Genomic DNA, 18850 nt, shown 5'->3' with positions numbered 1-18850 from the left:
CCATTACCTAGGCAGAGAGTTGAGACATTTGGCTTTCCTGGAATTATTAAAGAAGAGACCAATGACAAGATCGTATTAAATGGAGAGGTTGAATTATTATCAAATTTTAAAAATACTGTGTTGTCTTATAGAATTATGGATGATTATCACCACTATTCTGATCTTAAAGATTATCAGATTCTAGAGGGATTGTCTGGGGCACCAGTTTTTTCAGATAATAATACATTGATAGGTATGAATCAATCAATACCTTATTTGGAGAATGAAGGAAATCCGTTTAAGAATATCTATTTTATAACTCTGAAACATATTATGAATTATCTTAGAGAGTCAGGATGTATATTATTTGAACAAGTAGAAGATTCACTTGAAATCAGATGGCTAAAGGAAAGATCAGACCAAGAGGAAGATCTATCCGTACTTGTAATTGGTGGAAGTGGGGCAGGGAAATCATCTTTTATAAAATCATTCGCCTTGAACAGAGATAAGATTAACTCCTCTGGTGATGGACAAACGACTAGAACGGAAGTTGAGTATATATTTACTAGATTCGAAAAGAAACCGAATGTAGAAGTTTTGTTTCATAATAGGGAGGATTTTTGTCAGAAGAGAAAAGACGACATCTGGTTTGATATTATTTCGTTTATGTTTGTTAACTACTTTGGATTTAAAGAGTTAGACATTTATGAAGATCATTTATGCTATATGAAGGAGTTAAATGCTAAGTTACATCTCATAAACGAAGAAAAACAAAAAAGTGGTCATGTTATTGGGAGTAAAATAATAAACATTACTTCTCCGTTAATAATCAACAAAGGAGAAATTGACAATATAATAATAGTGGAAAATTATCTTAGTATTCTAAGTGAAATTACAAATCTAGAAAAAGAAATTAAATGTATGAAAATATTTGATGACGATTTTTTACAGGATATTGAGTTTGAACTACTTAAAATGATTGAGTTTAAAGATTTGGCAAATAATAACGAAGACGACGGACTCCGTCAAATCATTAATTATGGTTTTAAAGATGTAATAAGTGATGTTCAGAAGAAAGGTAGAGGTATAGAGCAGAAAAGTAAAGTACAAAATAAAATTGTGAGAAGAATATATCATTATTCTTATCCAAAAGAAAGATATATATGTAAGGATAAACATTCTCTAAAAAAACAGCTTGAAAAAATTTTATATGAAAAGAAAGGCTTTTTCTCTGTCCATGAATTTGATTTTTTGTTTGAGAAAGGGGAGGGGGTAAAGAGTCAACTTAAAACAACATCAGTTATCAGAAAGTCAAATGAAAAAGAAAAAATGAGTCTTTATAAGCGTTATACTGGTTCAAATGATGTTGTACCTATTTATATAAATAATATTTTAGATTTTATATGTACTGAAATAATGGACCAAAATTCGCAGAATAAAGAGAATTTCTTCGGTAATGATTTAGATATATTTATAGAGGATGTATTTTCATGTTTTTATGAAACTATTCAGAAACAATTTCAGTTATTAGGTATTAAAGGTAAGTTAGTATTTAAATTAAATGATTTGAATACAGAAAAACAAAATCTCCTGTCTAAATGTTTAAAAACTGTCGCAATATCTAAAAAAAGCAAAAAGGGCAATTTGGATATAAGAATAGATTCACTAACTTCCATGATTAGAAAGGTGACTATAACGGATTCATTTTCAAATGAATTTGCTTTAATGTTTGATGATTTAAATATAAAATCAATAACATTTGTAGATACATATGGTTTAGATCATATCGAAAAAGGTGTTAGTAAAAAAAGATTGCTAAAAGATTTTTTTACTGAACAAAAAGAAAATAGAGAGAAGAGATTAAACACTGCCAAGCAAGGGATTGACGCTGTTCTTTATTTAAAGAAATTAGATTCTGGCCGTCCAACAGAATTAGATTACATTGTACCTCTGATATATGAAGTTGAACCTCAGGTCACCTTATATTGTATTTTTACTGGGATTGATATATTCAACTTAAAAAATAAGGAAGTGAATACTTCTTGGAAATTGGGAGATGTGAATGCCCCTAAAGCTGTTCAATATCTTTTTTCATCTGAATTGAAACAAGCTTTAGATAAAAAACTAAAATTTAGCACTGGAAAAAAGACGATTGTATATCAGACGCTAAGAACTAACATAGGAGCATTTTGTGGTACAGGAAATCCAAAGTTTAATGTAATCAATAAGGAGCGAATGAGGAAAATATTGATCTCAATTCTTATTAAAGAAAAAAATAGTATAGACATAATCCCAGAGGAACTTATAGAAGAACTGGAAAGTAAAGAAAGTGAAAGTTACAAAAGAATAAAAGAAGAAGTAAAAGAACTTCTTATTATGTTTTTTGATAAATCTTCAATTACTAATTGGAAAGATATGCGTTGGAATACTATTAGAGCGAATGCTAAGAGGGTTAATGGGGAATATATTAAAGAAAATCAGCTGGGATACTCCGGTGTACATCGGCATAGATGGGATATGATCTTTCAAGAGTGTTATAATGAGATCTTTTCTAATGAAAGATATACAAAGAGGTTGGTGGAAGTTTTCACTAGTAACCGTGAGAAAGTAGAATCAGTTCTTATCTCAATGCGGGATAATTTTTTAGGTAAAAACAAAGAAATTTATGATCGTAAGCCTCTCGATAGTAATGAAGTTTCATTTAAAAAACAATTAGAGAACTTATATATAGGGGAGGAAAAAAATCCATTCAATAATTCATCTATCAGGGTTGGTCATGATACCAAAGATTCACAAGAATATTTAAATGAGGTACTTAATTTTCGTAGATTAATTGCTAAAGGAGATAACTTAGATAAATTCGCCGACCTATACATACAGCGATTACTAGACTCACTTATTGAAGATCGTAATTCAAGTATAGACAATGTCTTGAAGTATGGTAAGGATGTTGACGCTAATATTCTATCAGCATATAGAGAGATTAATCGTATTTTTCATTTTAATGAGGAATCAAGAGATCAAGCAATTTCCATATTAGATGCAATTGTAAGTAAAGTTATAAAAGATAAATCTAAATCATGATTTTTTTGAAAACCAAAATACATAAAGGAAAGATAGTCTTAAGGATAGGATATAGGTATAAAAATTGAGAATTACAATGAGGTTTTAAAATTTATTTGAATAATACAAAGCAAAATACAAATATGATCATAAATTGTAGTTACTAATAACTACTTTAATCAGTCGGTTCAAGACTTATCTTTAGCAAAAGGGATTGAAATATGGGATAAAGGACATTTGTTAAGTTTCGAAAGGGAAGTATTGATATATTTTAGTTATATAAAGTACATTCTATACTATATACATAAACATTTTGAATAATGTACTGTCACTCTTTACAGATAAATGGTTGTATTTTTATAAGAAAAAACCTAGTTCTAAAATGTTTCGAACTAGGTTTCTCATGATTGAGATAATTCTACGTTATATGTCTGTACTTTAAAAATAGTGATCTAAGCTTATATTTATAAAGTGATCCATCTGTAATTCTCTTATTGAATTAATTGTTGTAACACAATCAATCATCCCAAACATCATTCATTAATTTAGCAATTTTTTCTGATCTCCTAAGAGTTTCATTTTCATCTACAGACCATTCTCCATTTCTAAACACGACTACGTCATTTACTTTTACATCTTTATTAACTAAAGATTTCTCAACATCTTTAGTCTTACCCTTAACCTCTATAACGTAAATTTCTCCTTCAATTCGGTCAACAATGCCTTTCATTAAATCACCTCTTATTGTGGAGTAAATGAAGTACTTGTATTAGTATAAAGATCATCAGACTGAACATTTACATCGACATCTACAGTATATCCTTTTGAAGCTCTTCCAATCTCAAATGGTATTGATACTATCCCATTAGAATTTGTTACACCATCATCAAATGAAGTAGTTGTTGTTTTATAATTTAACTTCAAATCTACTACTGCACCCTCTACAGGGATGTTATTCTCATTAACTACCTTCACGGTTACGGTTACAGTTGAATTTTGAGAGGGGTTATCATTATCCACTGTAGCCGATGCTAGAATATGAGGTTCTATACTTTTCAATGGTACGCTATGAACTTCAATGTCAGGGTTTTTCCTTAATCCTTCTATACTGGAATCTATTTCAGTTAATTGACGTTCAATTTCCTCTTTTGCTTGATTGTTATCGGCTTTTGTTTTCACACTCATTGTCTGACCATCACTAGTAAAAATAATATCTCCTTGAAGATCATTTCTATAGATTTCAGCACCTACATTATCTAACCGTTGTAATACTTCATCAGTAGGATGACCATAACTATTTCCTTCTCCAGATTGAATAACAGCATATTCAGGTTTAACTTTATCTAAAAAAGCTTGTGTGCTACTAGTACTTGAACCATGATGTCCAACTAACAGTACAGTTGACTTTAATTCTTCACGACTTTCAATCATTTCATTTTCACTCTTGTCATCAGCATCTCCAGTGAATAAGAAAGAATGATTACCATATTCTAATCTTACTACTGCACTCATTTCATTTCGGTCTGAAGAAGTTCCAATAGGTGCAAGGAAATTTAAATATACTTCATGTTCAATACCGAACTCTAATACTTCATCAGCAGTGCTTATCTTTAACCCTTTTGATTGGACAGAGGTTAGAACGGATTCAAAAGTTTGAGTGTTCGCAGATATTTTAGGCATATAGATCTTCCCAATATTAAAGTTATCAATGACTGCATCCATGCCTCCAATATGATCAGCATCTGGATGTGTTCCAATTAAAATATCTATTTTATTTACGTCAAGGTTATGTAAATAATCCACCATCAGCTGTTCATCATCGTTATTTCCTGCATCAATCACTATAACTTTTCCTCTTGGACTTAGAATAATCTGTGCTGCACCTTGACCTACGTCAACAAAATGAACTTGAAGGTTTTGCTGTGAGTTGTCGATTTTATCTTCTGTTGTTATAGATACTTCAGCACAGCTTGTCAAAAGTACTAGTACTATTACAACAAAGATTAATATTGAATGTTTTTTCATGTTTCCTCCTCGGCTGCTATTACTTAATCTATTTTACCTATTATAAATATATAGGTTTAATAGGAGATTTGCACATATCGTAACAAGAATATTGTATAGGGTTAGAATTGTGCATAATGATGTGTGGTTTAAACAGATAAACTTATATATAGATAATAAGGAACATCACTATATTTGTGAATAGAAAATAATTCAAACAAATATTAATCAGTATAAAGATATTGATTTAATGAATATTTCACCGATTATATGACTAAATTGATTAATAAAGAGAATAAAAAGTGTTTTTATTTTATAAATTGGTAAAAAATTTACCGAATTAATGTATAAAGTAATTTCACTGTGATATAATTTCACTTAAGTATTACTTTGGAGGAGCCTTAATATGTCAAGTATTATCAGAGTTACAAATGTTGAAATCAACAATTTAAAGAATGTCAAAAGAGGATATTTTCATACGAATTCTAATTTTGAACAATTAAAGGAAGCTGATGTTATAGGCTTTTATGGTCAGAATGGATCAGGAAAAACGGCTGTGGTTGATGCTTTTAGTTTGCTACATAAATTAATTGGAACAATAACTCTACCAGAAGTATCTAGTCACTTAATTTATTTTAATGAAAAATCTGTTGATTTAACAATTAATTTTATTGTAAAAAATAAATTTGGAGAGTATTTCTTAAAATATAAGGTTTCGTTAACAGCTGGAAAACACAGATTGGGAATAATGAGCGAAAGTATATCTTACCGAGAAAATATTAAGAACAAACGGTTTAAAGAAATTATTTGTATACATAAAAAAAGTAAAGAAGCAGGCAGCATTATTACATATCGAAACAAAAGTATAGATGTATTGAGTGAAAAACAAAGAATTAATATTGGTATAGCAACAAGTATGGCGTTAGAAAATAATACTTCTTTTGTTTTTAGAGGAGAATTAAAAGAAGTTTTTACAAATGAGATCGAAGCAGAAATCATGAGAAACATGACTGAGGACTTTTTTCTAGATTTACATGTTATTGATAATTATCAATATGGTCTTGTCGTCTCCAATCTTATAATGCCCTTTAGTATTCATCATGAAAACGACCGAGGCAACATTCCTTTAGAAATGAGTGAAATGAATTTACCTATACAGTTGTTTGAAGTGATAGTTAGAGTAATTGAACAAATTAATATTGTGTTAAAGAACATCATACCTGGTCTTGAAATAAAAGTAAGAACTATTGGGGAACCAATATTAACTAAGAATAATGAAGAAGAAATTCGTTTCGAATTTATGTCAAAAAAAGGAGATGTTGTACTTCCATTAAAAAGTGAATCATCAGGTGTTTTAAAGATTATCTCTATACTTAGTACTTTAATCGCAGTATATAATAAACCAAATGCTTGTGTAGTCATTGATGAATTAGATGCAGGTATTTTTGAATATTTGTTAGGTGAAATCTTAGAAGTTATGAGTGATAACGGACAAGGACAACTATTTTTCACTTCACATAATTTAAGAATATTAGAAGTTCTTCCTATTCGTAATTTATGGTTTACTACGCTAAATGAAGAGGACCGTTATCTCCAATTAAAAGGTGTTAGGAAGTTGAGTAATGCACGGGATATTTATTTGCGTGCTGTACAACTTGGAGGGCAAGATGAGCAAATTTATGATGAAACCAACATGTATGATATGAAAACGTCATTTAGAAAAGCAGGAATTCAAAATGGCGAAAAATAGAAAAAAAGTCGTATTGTTAATTGTTGAAGGAAATAGTGATGAGGTACTTTTAAACCAAAGATTACGGCAATTATTCAAACAGCATGATATCCGTTTTGAGGTTAAACATACGGATATCCTATTTAGTTTTGATAAAAATAGAAAACCGATTAAAGCACTCATTGGTGATGTGGTTAAACAGTTTTTAAGTAAGAGAAAGTTTAGAAATGATGATTTGCTAGCAGTTTTACACATAGTCGATACAGATGGATGCTTTATTTCTGAGGATAAGGTAGTGATAGATGATACTCAACAGAACACCACTATTTATAAGGAAAATCTAATTAGTGTCCCGGATGAGAAGCAACGGCAAAGTATTATTAATAGAAACACCGTGAAAAGTAAAAATATCCGTAGTATGAACTCCATTGATGGAATTCTAGGTGGAACGGTTACATACCGAATGTATTACTTTTCTAGACATTTAGAACACGTCATATTCAATGAGCCTAACCCAGACAAAGATACGAAACTGGAAAAAGTAGAAGAATTCATAGACGAATTAACTACTCCAGTTGAAGAATTTTTAAAAGAACAAATGCCTGAATGGACAAGCAGTGATCAAAATGAACAGTATGTAGAAAGTTGGAACAAAATATCTCAAGAAGTTGCTTCTTTGCAACGTTCTACAAATGTGCCTTTATTATTTGAATTTATTCAGATGAAAACTAGTAATTAAAGCTAAAATAAAGTAATTATATTGAAAGAAGATGAGCTTTATAGTTTCATCTTTTTTTCATTGAAATGCATTAATATTTCCACCCATTTAATAAACTAACCTTCAAAATTTTAGCTCTTAAATCGAAGCTAGACCAGCAAATAACATTATAGAAAAAAGGAATACAACAACGTAAAGAATAAATAAAGCAATATAGTAATTACGAAATAATTTAGTTGTATTTAAAGTTCGATATAGCTTAAACAAGAGTAGATTTCCTATAATATTGATAACTGGTGATCCTATCCATAATAAAAAAAGCAACACATTCCATTCATGTAAACGAAAAGAAAAGACTAATGAGGAAATTGAAAGACTAGCTGTTAATATAAACCACAATAATGGAACAATCCAAATCATTTAATAACTTCCTTTCTTAGATTACTTTGCTAGTTAACATTCTATAAAGTGTAATATTATCCTCTAAATTTAGGTTTTTAGTATAAAATATCAACAATTTTTCAATGTTTTAAAAAGTATTACCAGAGAATAAAATAAGATTTGGAAGAAAGAGACTTTAAATATCATAGTCTCAATTACTAATTGATATATTATATGAAACAGAATATAATAGAGGTATTATTTGTTACCATCCTTTTCCTCCTACATATAGGATCTAACAAATACCTCTTAGTTTTAAGAGTTGAAATCTATTTACCGCAAATAGATAACCTAACTATCATTTTTGATATATGGTCAAATCTCATTGGAAACAGTGTAGGTTAAGCGACGTTTCTCATAGCATTTGTAGGAAGTGCTTCGCTGATAAAATTAGAGGAACTAAAAACATATTTTTATTCAGATTCTGATATTACAGAGATTTCTGAAAAGAAAAAGTGTACCTGATACAGGTGCTTTTATTTTTATAGACGAAAAAGGCATGTTAATACTTCGGTTTCTCATGCCAAACCCTTGTCTATAAAAAAGCTTTTTCGTTGAAAAGCCACTTAAACTATAGTTTGTGGCTTTTTTTGTATTTAAAATTCGCCTTCCAACCTTGGCGTAAAACAGGTATGGCATAGTTCTTCTGCCATACCTGGCGGAGGACTATGGGAAAGGGGAAGTATGGAAAGAGCAGAACAATTGATATTATTTCAAAAATATCATACCAAAGATACTCAGATTGATATGAATAGGTTAACAGATGACCTATTATATTTTGGTAATGAGAATGCGGATGTATTAGATTTGTTCGCTGGTATTCTTGGACCAAAAACAACTCCTCAGTTATGCTCTAGTTTATCTTTAATTGGACTTAGAGAGTTGTATCATATGCAATTTGAAGAACTCGTAAAGATCCCAGGTATAAACGATGCTATGGCTATACAACTATTTGCAGTTTTTGGGATTATCAAAAAACTTCAAAATATGAAGACTGAAAAAGAAAAAGTAAAAATTAATAATCCAGAAGATGCTTCGAGAGTTTTAATGGAAGAATTAAGATATCTTAAGAAGGAGTTTTTTGGACTGTTATTACTGGACTCGAAAAATATGGTGATAGCTAAAAAAAGAGTTTCTATTGGTTGTCTCAATAGTGCTATTGTTCATCCTAGAGAAGTCTTTATTGAAGCTATTAAAAGGTCAGCGGCGTCAATTGTTTGTTTTCACAATCATCCTTCAGGCGACCCTACACCTTCACCAGAAGATGTTCAACTTACAAATAGATTAAAAGACGCTGGAAAAGTGATTGGGATAGAAATCCTAGACCATATCATTATCGGTGATGGTGTCTTTTGTTCATTAAAAGAGAGAAATTTAATCTAAAAAAGCTTTTAACTTTTAATAGCAGAGAGTTTGTTTTATTCTCTTTGGATTCTAAAGTATAAAGGCATTGACTATAGGGGGATGGATAGAGATGAAAATTATTAATTCTTTTGGTAAAGTATTCGTGGCGCTACTACTAATTTTAATCTATGAGTTATGGATTGAAAATTCAGAGGAAGCACAGTCTATCTATGGTACATATGTTTCACCTATTGTAGACAGCAAGAATGTACCTCTTATAATACCTGCTTTGCTTGTAGTGGTTATCGTTGCACTTATAAATTACTATGGAAACAAAGTTAGAACATTACAAGAATCTAAAAATAATGATATGCAATTACTTGTAGAATCTAATCAACAATTGAATGCATATAGAATCCAAGATCTAATCGATTATAAATTATCGAAATTTTTAGAAAAAGAAGCTTCCGTTTCTTCGATTCAATTGTACAAATATACAATTAAACATGCACCAAGAAATAGTTACATTAAGGTTGAGTATGTAAACGGAAAAGTAGATGAGAACATAAACATCAATGGAATTGTCCAATCTTATTATACTTTTAATTATAATCTGTATAGTGAGTTTAAAAATGCTGTAGATAAAAAAAATATAGATCGGGTATATCTCATTTCTTTTATTTCGAAGCATATTTATAGTATATCTATAAAATCAGATAAATTAACTCAAGAAGACGCAGTGAAGTTTGCATTTATAGAATTAGCTGCAGAAATACTTGGATTTGAGAGTACTGTGTTTCTAGATCCTGAGAAGAAAAAAGAGATAATTAATTTAACTCAAATAGGTATTTTTAAAACAATAATAAGTGATAAGTTTTACTACGCCTTTTCATATGAAGGGAAAGGGGATAAGAGCGGTAGAAATTATATAGCTCGGAAACTAACTGAAAGCAAAAGTGATCAAAATTATCTTTTTGTAATGGTAGTGAATAAAGAGGAAGATCACGCTTATCACAATATTATAACAAAGTTTGAGGGGCAAATATTAGAAGTAATAAATCTCAACTAGAAAACACCCAAAACATATTGTTTTACCTAAAATTATGTTATAATGGAAAGATAATATAGTAGGCGGGTGTGGAAAATGTGGATACGAAAAATGTGGATGCGAATAATATGGACGTTTAAGATCTGGCATTATAAACTTAAGAGAATGAGTAAGGAAGAACAAGATGAATGGATTAAACGTGAAATGAAGAAATTAGGGTTCAAGCCTATAGAGGAAAAAACCACCTAAATAATGAACCTATGTCGCAGAACAAATACAAGAATTTAAATAATAGAAATACAAGAGTACAAGGTAATTCATACTACCTGTACTCTTTTTTTTTGTGCTGAATTTAATGCTTTTTAAAGATAAAACCATATAGCTATGCTAACTTAGGAAAAGGTGTGGTTTTAAAAGAAAGGTTGACATTTTATTAGGCAATTGGGCCAGATTGTGGAAGATAACTCCTGTTAAAATGTAAAGTAAAATCAAATACCATGGCTTAAATATCTTTGATAAAATTGAGAGAAGTAATTAATATAATATTTGCGGAGGACATTATTATGTATGATTATTTAAGCATTTATTCTCCAGGATATTCAAAGACGATTAGAACTGAAGTATTAGAAGAGTACTTAAAATTTTTTTTAAACTTCAATAAAGAAAGTAGCTTGAGGTTTTCCAAAATACATAGTGGAGAGTTAATTAGAGTGACGGGAATTTTAGCTAACTCAAAAGGAAACTATGCATTTAACTCACTTGATGGAATTGAAGAAATAAATTTGATTGAGATAGATATACCAGAGAATATTAACGACGAATTAGAAAAAACAATATTGAATATTGCAAAATCAATAGCAAAAGAGTATTCTTGGTTGATTGATTTGGGTGGTATATAATAGTTAAAGAAATAGCATTTTGAGTTTCAATATAGTAAGAAATGTAGAGAGATTTAATAAAAAATATAATGGAAGGAATCGAGGGAGTGATGGAAAAAGTTAAAGCAAGGGTAAGTTTTATTAATAAAGATTCAGGGGGAAGGGTTCCACCTCCAGAAGGGACAAGATATGCGCCAATAATAAGATTTGAAGAATTGCATGGTAATTGGAGTTGTGTCTTTATTTGTACACCCACAAAAAATAAAGAAATGGATGTTGAAATTGGATTTCTCAACAGAGAAGAAGCACCAAATCACTTACTAATAAAAGGTCTTGAATTTGAACTTTTTGAAGGTACAAAAAAAATTGCTAAAGGAATAGTTTTATAACTGGAAGAGAGAAACTTCAACAAAATGGCGCATAAATTAAATAATTGTATTTGGATTGGAGGTTACTTATGGATGATTCACAGTGGTTGCGAGGTGGTCCTTTTCTTGAAGTAAGTTTCTTATTGGAACTTAAGGGCGAAAAGAAAAATGTAATAAAAACAATACTGAATAAATTGTCTAAATCCCCTAATCAGATTGAGGTTGTAGGTGAAAAACTTGACTCTAAGATCGAATCATTTGTTAAGGGTTATCCATATGACGAAGAAGATCCACATACAGTTCAAATACATTCTATGGAAGTAAAGTTATATGTTCATGTTGCTGGTAGGCGTAAAGCAACATTACAGATAGAACAAGTATCCTCAAATGCTCTATTGATAAATATTTGGTTTTTTGGATGCGAATTTGATGCACCAGAATGGGGACAAAAAGCTATAAAGAATGATGATCTCCCTGTTTTCAAAAACTTTCTTACTGATCTATATAGTAACTTTCAATTTAAGATTGGTGGAATAGCTATTGAAAACGATATTCTTGGTTTATTCGATTGTAGTGAAGATTATCCAAATGAATGTTATCGTTTCGAGAATTTGAATCCAAATCAGTTTTTAGAAAACAAACCATATTTTATTTATGTATTATGGAATGAGGATTATAAAAAGTTAGTTGAAATACCATATAATCACAAAAGGATTAATAAACTCGGATTGCTAATTACTATCTCAGATCTTTATAGTGATCTTTAGTGTTTTTTATTCAACAAAATGGCGCCTATCTTTAATAAGGCGTCTTTTTGATTTGGACCAGATTGTTGAACAGGAAGTTAAAGGTATTATGTTAAAATTAGGATATGGATTGTACTTAAACTAAGATAAGCTTTATGGGATTACTTGTGTATGTAACTCTGGAATAGAAGGGAGTAACTATGGAATACAAAATAAATTATGTTTCATTAAATGAAATGATTAATATCAAAGCGGAGATAGAACAGGACAGGAGTCTGTTTATTGCTGAGATAAACAGTAACTGTGATATCAAATCTTTACAAGATTATTTAACTACTATGACGAAGGTGTTTAGCTTCCCTATACCATCTAAAGGCCTAGATGGTTATAATGATTGGATGACAGATTTGGATTGGCTTGAAAAAGATGGATACGTGTTAATTATTTATAACTACAAAGGGTTTTTAAGTCAAGATTTAATATCCAAAAAAAATGTTATTGATGGATTTACTAATCACATATTCCCTTTTTGGCAAGAAGAAGTGACGAAGGTAGTTGTAGAAGGGCGAGTAAAACCTTTTATATTATATTTAGTAGATTAGTATAATGAAAGATTTATAATGTGAATTGATAATTACAAATCAAGTTAGTTATTCAATTATATGGCGCTTTTCTCTAAGAGATACGCCTTTATTTATAATGAGGACCATTTTGTGAATTAGCAGAAGATTAGAAAAAACTGATGTCAATTTATTAGCTGCTCCTTGTTCATCACTTAACTTTGAAAATCTCTCCCTCATTTCCGTTAAATGATATTTTTTTTATATTTATCTTTTAACACCATTGTATATTGTCGTATAATATCAATATCAAAAGAGGTGTTGTTATGATAAAAAAGATTTATGAAGTTACATTTTTTGGATTCATTAGTACTTTCGTTTTTTTAAGTTTATATTTTAATTTAACTGAAGATTATAAGACTACAGCAACCTTATTGAAAGTTTTGGAAAAAGAATCCAACAATAATTCTTATCAAATTCATGTAACAACTCCTTATGTAGAAAATCCTTTTACACTTCAAATTGATGATGAAAATATGTGGAATTCAATTAAAGAAAATGAAGTTTATAATATAACTTATAAGTTTAGAAAAAAATTAAAGGATGCTGTTTTGTTACATTTTGAATTCCCTAGTGGGTCAGATTTATTAAATGTTTGGTGGGTGGAGAAATGAAATTACAAGTGACATGATGCTGAATGATATTTTAAGTGTCATTTTGAAACAATTACAAAAATAATTATCATAAGTCATTTGGTTTTCTATTCGGGGTTTTTAGTTTTTATGGATGATTAGTTGAATTTAAACTTAAAAAAAATGATCTTCCACACTATGATGCGAATCTTTAAGAAGAACGTCTTGTATCTCAAAAAAGCTACTATGTTACTGGAATCCAGCAAAAAAGAAAATGAGGGATAAGATGATATTAAATCATGAAAAAATACTAGAAAAATATATAGAGTCATCAAGAAAGGTGTTATCTGATAATGACTTAAAAGGAGTATGGCATTATTATAATCATGATGAATATGAAATGTCATTTGAAGGTCTAATTATTGAGTTAACTCAAACTAATAAATATCCTGATGATTTTATTTTTAAAGACTGGGAAAAACTTGCTCTATATTATAAGTTGAACACTGATTCAGTTTTTGATATGTACATTTGGGATAAATTCATTAATTGGGGCAGAACCAAGCAATAACAATAATAATGATTATTTTGATTTTAATTTAAGTCAATGTTCCAATAGTACCTCTTATTCACTAAAATGGATAAAATTTAGAATAAAATAGACAATAGAATGATGAAACTTTTTTATAAAAATAAATATCCCATCTTAAATTTAGAATCCATTTTGATCAAACTTTCTTTCAAAATGGATTCATTTTATTTACTATAGATAATGTTCTTCTCATATACTAACACAAAAATAAACGTTCGTTACTGATTATAAAACATAAATAAAACATTACCTGATTCTTTATCATATATAAATGACACTTCATACTCACCCAAATTGTACTTTGCTATTTGTGCGTTATCATAGTGATCAAAATAATCTTTTTCAGGTTCTCCTAGTATTTGTTTTATTTCAGACATATTCGTCGTCACATTGTTTATTGATACAGCCCATACATTTCCTGTTTCTGGGATGTAGTGAAAAGCACTTTTAGCAATCGATGAGTAGGAGATAAAGGGTCTATCCCTATATGTTGATGTAATTTGAGGGTTTCCCCAATTATAAATAATATCTTGCTTTGAAGAGCCAATTCCAAATTCAAAGCCCGGTAATAGCCCATTGGAGGCAAATGTCTTAAAGTCATTTGTAATTGTGTATCCAGTACTTAATTCTTGTGGATGAGTATAGTTCTGAGGGATAGTAAATGAAGGCTGTTCAGTCCACTTATAAAAGTATACCCTGCCAAGATCCCATTTCTCAAATCCAAAATCAATCACATTAGTCTTTATAAGACGCTCTGTTTGCTTATCTAGTTCCCATGTAAGAAATGTCCATTCTGCATTTGCATTGTTATATGAAACAGTCTGGAATTTAAATGGTGATACATTCTTAATGTTATATCCAAAAAGACTAAAATAATCTCCAAACTGACTATTTTCTATTTTTTTAAGTTCATTATTATTAAAGAAATAAAACTGAACTGAATTACTGACCGATGCTTCACATTGAGATATAACTAACAAATTCGGTGTTCCTTTTACGACAAAAATATCATCCCTACTCATGTTTAAGGTTCTTTCTCCTAAATCAAGGGCTCTTCCTTCTTTATCATTCACCTTTGCCCATCCTAACTTATAATTGCCTGTATAAAGTTGGTCATTCTCCAAAGCACAGGCCCATGTGTCTTTCTGAATACTTGGCATTTCTTCTGTTGCATAGATAAAAACTTGATATTGTTCTGAACCATCTTCAATTAGAAACTTATATTTTGATATGTCTCTAATTTCATCCATGTTGATGGTTTCAAACTGAACCTCTAGTTGAGTAGAATCTTCATTTACTAGTTTTAAATCTTGTTTATTATTGGTGGATAATTCATAGGTATGGTTTTTTAAATAAACTCTATCATCTTGAATTAAAGAAGAATTAGGATAAGACATAATTTTCCCTTCCCCTGAGAATAGAACGTTATTTTTACTTAATGAGACGTGTTCAACGTAGGTCATGTCTAGTTCGTATGTATGGATCTTACTTCCATCACTTAGTTTATATTCGATAAGTTGACCACCATTAGTTCCAACATAAACGATTCCATCTTCTACACTTCCTTTAAAACGATACGCTTTGCTTGCTAGTGTTGATTTCCAAATTACTTCTCCCTCTTTTGTCATAGATGTCACTTTATTGCCTGATGCATACGTAATACTCTCATCACTGATAATAGGAGATGAATAAATTTGACCGTCTCCATTTCTCTCCCAAATGATTTTCCCATCTCCTATATCTAAGGCGTAAATTTTCCCTTTTTCATTGATAATATCGTATGTAGATACATAAAGGATCCCCTTAGATAGGATTGGTTGATTTGGCACTTCGTTTTCAGAAAATTGGTGTTCCCATATCTTTTCGCCACTTTCAAGATGTATAGCATAAACTTCATTATCGTAATTGTCATAACCATATAAAACTTCGTTTATATATTGGAGAGATTTTCCTTGGATGTAACCAGGTATGTTCTTCATAATGTCCCCGTTTTTAGGGTTGATTTTATAAATCATTTCCGAAGTATCCCCAATATATATATTTCCATTGATGATAGTGGGTTCATTACTCATACCATGTTTCGTTTTTAACTCCCAAACTAATTCGCCAGTGTTTTTTTCTAGTGCTTTTAATGGACCACCCGAATATGAAAATAAAACCATATCCTCCATTACAACTGGATTAAATGGAGATGTTAATACAGATGGATATTCCCATATTACGTCTCCTGATTCTTGATTAATGGCATATAAATATTCACCACCATCTGAAACATAAACAACCCCATCTTCGATAGCTGCTGAAGATGGTGTGTCATATTCACTATTGCTATTCAAAATCCAATTGGGAGAAAATACATTGTTTTGTGAATCAGTTTTTTGTAAGCAGCCCGTTGCTAAGACCAAAAAGAGTAAAAATATGAAGCTAGTAATTATTTTTTTTATTTTCATTAACTTTGTCTCCTTATTACATATTTACTTTAATTAGTCAGTGTAGTAGAAATAGAACTCGGTATTGTTATTTTACAGTGGTCATTACTTTTTATAAATTTCTACATTAGAAGACTTTAATCCTTCCTTATTTTATAGTTCTTAATTTCTACTTTGATCGATCCTGTCTCTTTTATTTGATTATTTTATGTTCATAACTTTTGGGTCATGACATCTACTGATTTCTTTTAGTTATTGTATTGCTTTCGAAAGAGGATATATATACAGAAAATTAGAAAATATTTTGATACAAAGTAGTAGTGGTGTTGGTTTGAATAAGAATATGTTTAAAGAATACTATTAAGATAATGTATTGACAGTGACTAAAACCTTAACTACAGCAATATTAAAATATTGCTGACAAAAAAATAAAAGATTTTAAATCTAACAGCCTATTCCTTGTGAGATAGGCTGTTTTTTTACTGAAGTGAGTTAAAGAAAAAAGGCAATATTGCATAGAGTAACATGATTAGACATATTATGCATTAATTTCATGGACATTACAGTTATACTATATTATTCTATCAAAGGTTATTACATAATTTACTATAAGGTGGTAGAAAGATGAAGAAGTCATTTAAGGTTTTATTGTCAGTTGTTTTAGCTATGGTGATGTTGTTATCTGCTGTTCCTGTTTTTGCAGCAGAAGAAGGAGTTTGGATAGAGGTTGCTAGTATGAATCATGCGAGAACAGAGCATCAAACAGAGGTCTTAGATAGTAAAATATATGCAATAGGTGGTCGGGGTGATGAAATATTATCAAGTGTTGAGGTGTTTGATCCCCAAACAAACGTATGGACAGAAGTATCTAGTATGAGAATGGGAAGACAATATCATCAAACTGAAGTCTTAGATGGTAAAATATACGCAATAGGTGGACGGGATGATATTACTGGTAATCGTCTTTCAAGTGTAGAGGTGTACGATCCCCAAACAAACATTTGGACTGAATTGGCTAATATGAATCAAACAAGAGAAATTTTTCAAACGATAGTCTTGAATGGTAAAATATACTCAATAGGCGGGAATGATAATGCTGGTAATCGTCTTTCAAGTGTAGAGGTGTACGATCCCCAAACAAACATTTGGACTGAATTAGCTAATATGAATCAAACAAGAAAAAATCATCAAACACAGGTTATAGATGGTAAAATATATGCAATAGGTGGTTCAAGTTCAAGTGTAGAGGTGTACGATCCCCAAACAAACATTTGGACTGAATTGGCTAATATGAATCAAACAAGACAAAGTTATCTTCAAACAGAAGTAATTAATGGTAAAATTTATGCTATAGGTGGACGGGATGATGCTGAATTATTTCTTTCAAATGTAGAGGTGTACGATCCCCAAACAAACATTTGGATTGAATTGGCTAATATGAATCAAGTAAGGGGTATTCATCAAACAGAAGTAATTAATGGTGAAATTTATGCAATAGGTGGGCGAGATGATGCTGGTGTTCGTTTTTCAAGTGTAGAAGTATATGATTCACAAATAAATACATGGACAGAAGTTGCAAGTATGAATCAAACCATAAACGGTCATCAAACAGAAGTGGTCAATGGTAGTATTTATTCAGTAGGTGGATCTGATGGTGTTACCCGTTTACCAATTGTAGAAGTTTACATTCCTATATCTACTCCGATACCTAACGTTCCTCTAAACCTAACAGCTACAGCAGGAGATTCACAAGTAACACTTTTATGGGATGAGGTAGAAGTAGCAGAATATTATATTTTAAAAAGATCAACCACACCTGGAGGACCATATGAGGTGATAGATAACGAGATCTATGGTTCTTCGCTTGTAGATTCAAGAGTAGAAAATGGAACAACTTATTACTATGTACTATCAGCAGTTAACTCAGAAGGTGAAAGTGAAAACTCAAACGAAGCATCGGCAACACCAAAAGCATCAGTAGTCGTGAATAATAATAGAGCAATTTTAGTGATTGTACTAGAAAATGGACAAGAAAAAGAATATGATTTAACAATGACTGATGTTGAGAGCTTTGTTAACTGGTATCAAGGAAGCTTAAGCGTAGTATATGCCATTGAAAAGACAGGTAATGTTGGGCCATTTTTAAATAGAACAGATTTTATCATTCATGATAATATATTAACGTTTGAAGTGAATGAATACGAAGTAACTCAATAATAGAAATTTACTTAAGGGAGTCCCGAAAGGGGCTCTCTTTTTTATACGTTTGCCACTATATAGTGAGATAGAAAAAGGGCTACAAATAGTAGCCCATTATAC

General features: G+C 30.4%; 17 protein-coding genes. 13 read left to right on the top strand and 4 right to left on the bottom strand.

The features are described 5' to 3' along the window. Positions 1-135: 135 nt before the first annotated feature. Positions 136-3063 (top strand): hypothetical protein, encoded by a 2928-nt coding sequence (locus Q5Y73_RS19035; RefSeq protein ID WP_305993506.1) that lies wholly within the window; start codon positions 136-138, stop codon positions 3061-3063. A gap of 496 nt (positions 3064-3559) precedes the next feature. On the opposite strand, the gene Q5Y73_RS19030 is transcribed toward Q5Y73_RS19035, so the two are convergent. Both Q5Y73_RS19030 and Q5Y73_RS19025 read right to left on the bottom strand, forming a co-directional pair. Beyond that, positions 3560-3772 (bottom strand): DUF3006 domain-containing protein, encoded by a 213-nt coding sequence (locus Q5Y73_RS19030; RefSeq protein WP_305993505.1) that lies wholly within the window; start codon positions 3770-3772, stop codon positions 3560-3562. 11 nt (positions 3773-3783) lie between these two features. After that, positions 3784-5067 carry a ComEC/Rec2 family competence protein gene (locus Q5Y73_RS19025; RefSeq protein ID WP_305993504.1) on the bottom strand — a complete coding sequence of 428 codons (1284 nt, stop codon included), beginning with the start codon at positions 5065-5067 and terminating at the stop codon, positions 3784-3786. A 385-nt stretch (positions 5068-5452) separates the two neighbouring features. Here Q5Y73_RS19025 and Q5Y73_RS19020 point away from each other — a divergent pair, with 385 nt between their 5' ends. After that, entirely contained in the window at positions 5453-6796 is a 1344-nt protein-coding gene (locus Q5Y73_RS19020) for an AAA family ATPase (protein ID WP_305993503.1), read from the top strand. Beyond that, positions 6783-7514 carry a hypothetical protein gene (locus tag Q5Y73_RS19015; protein WP_305993502.1) on the top strand — a complete coding sequence of 244 codons (732 nt, stop codon included), beginning with the start codon at positions 6783-6785 and terminating at the stop codon, positions 7512-7514. Before Q5Y73_RS19020 ends, Q5Y73_RS19015 begins: the two co-directional genes overlap by 14 nt. A 117-nt stretch (positions 7515-7631) precedes the next feature. On the opposite strand, the gene Q5Y73_RS19010 is transcribed toward Q5Y73_RS19015, so the two are convergent. Then, entirely contained in the window at positions 7632-7913 is a 282-nt protein-coding gene (locus tag Q5Y73_RS19010; RefSeq protein ID WP_305993501.1) for a hypothetical protein, read from the bottom strand. Between the two features lie 705 nt (positions 7914-8618). Between Q5Y73_RS19010 and radC the strand changes: the two genes are divergently transcribed. The 9 genes from radC (at position 8619) to Q5Y73_RS18965 (ending at position 14081) form a co-directional block, all read left to right on the top strand. Next, a complete protein-coding gene (gene radC, locus Q5Y73_RS19005) occupies positions 8619-9317 on the top strand; it encodes a RadC family protein (RefSeq protein WP_305993500.1) in 699 nt (232 codons plus the stop codon). 91 nt (positions 9318-9408) lie between these two features. After that, positions 9409-10347: a hypothetical protein gene (locus Q5Y73_RS19000; protein WP_305993499.1), complete on the top strand. Its 939-nt coding sequence runs from the start codon at positions 9409-9411 to the stop codon at positions 10345-10347. Between the two features lie 75 nt (positions 10348-10422). Next, the gene (locus tag Q5Y73_RS18995) at positions 10423-10575 is read left to right on the top strand and encodes a hypothetical protein (protein WP_305993498.1); all 153 of its coding nucleotides are present in this window, start codon (positions 10423-10425) and stop codon (positions 10573-10575) included. Positions 10576-10889: 314 nt separating this feature from the next. After that, positions 10890-11225, top strand: a complete 336-nt coding sequence (locus Q5Y73_RS18990; protein WP_305993497.1) for a hypothetical protein — start codon at positions 10890-10892, stop codon at positions 11223-11225. A gap of 89 nt (positions 11226-11314) precedes the next feature. Beyond that, a complete protein-coding gene (locus tag Q5Y73_RS18985; RefSeq protein ID WP_305993496.1) occupies positions 11315-11593 on the top strand; it encodes a hypothetical protein in 279 nt (92 codons plus the stop codon). A gap of 68 nt (positions 11594-11661) precedes the next feature. Further along, positions 11662-12339, top strand: coding sequence for a hypothetical protein (locus Q5Y73_RS18980; RefSeq protein ID WP_305993495.1), 678 nt, complete (start codon positions 11662-11664; stop codon positions 12337-12339). 179 nt (positions 12340-12518) lie between these two features. Further along, a complete protein-coding gene (locus Q5Y73_RS18975) occupies positions 12519-12920 on the top strand; it encodes a barstar family protein (protein WP_305993494.1) in 402 nt (133 codons plus the stop codon). Positions 12921-13204: 284 nt separating this feature from the next. After that, positions 13205-13552, top strand: a complete 348-nt coding sequence (locus tag Q5Y73_RS18970; protein ID WP_305993493.1) for a hypothetical protein — start codon at positions 13205-13207, stop codon at positions 13550-13552. 244 nt (positions 13553-13796) lie between these two features. Next, positions 13797-14081, top strand: coding sequence for a hypothetical protein (locus tag Q5Y73_RS18965; RefSeq protein WP_305993492.1), 285 nt, complete (start codon positions 13797-13799; stop codon positions 14079-14081). 239 nt (positions 14082-14320) lie between these two features. Here Q5Y73_RS18965 and Q5Y73_RS18960 read toward each other — a convergent pair whose 3' ends face one another. Beyond that, positions 14321-16552 carry an outer membrane protein assembly factor BamB family protein gene (locus tag Q5Y73_RS18960; RefSeq protein WP_305993491.1) on the bottom strand — a complete coding sequence of 744 codons (2232 nt, stop codon included), beginning with the start codon at positions 16550-16552 and terminating at the stop codon, positions 14321-14323. 603 nt (positions 16553-17155) lie between these two features. Here Q5Y73_RS18960 and Q5Y73_RS18955 point away from each other — a divergent pair. Further along, positions 17156-18748, top strand: a complete 1593-nt coding sequence (locus Q5Y73_RS18955) for a fibronectin type III domain-containing protein (protein ID WP_305993490.1) — start codon at positions 17156-17158, stop codon at positions 18746-18748. Positions 18749-18850: the final 102 nt, after the last annotated feature.

Source organism: Chengkuizengella axinellae (assembly GCF_030730905.1).
Classification (GTDB): domain Bacteria; phylum Bacillota; class Bacilli; order Paenibacillales; family KCTC-33759; genus Chengkuizengella; species Chengkuizengella axinellae.
The sequence above is the reverse complement of the archived record's forward strand: the minus strand, read 5'-3'. Positions and strand labels throughout refer to the sequence as shown.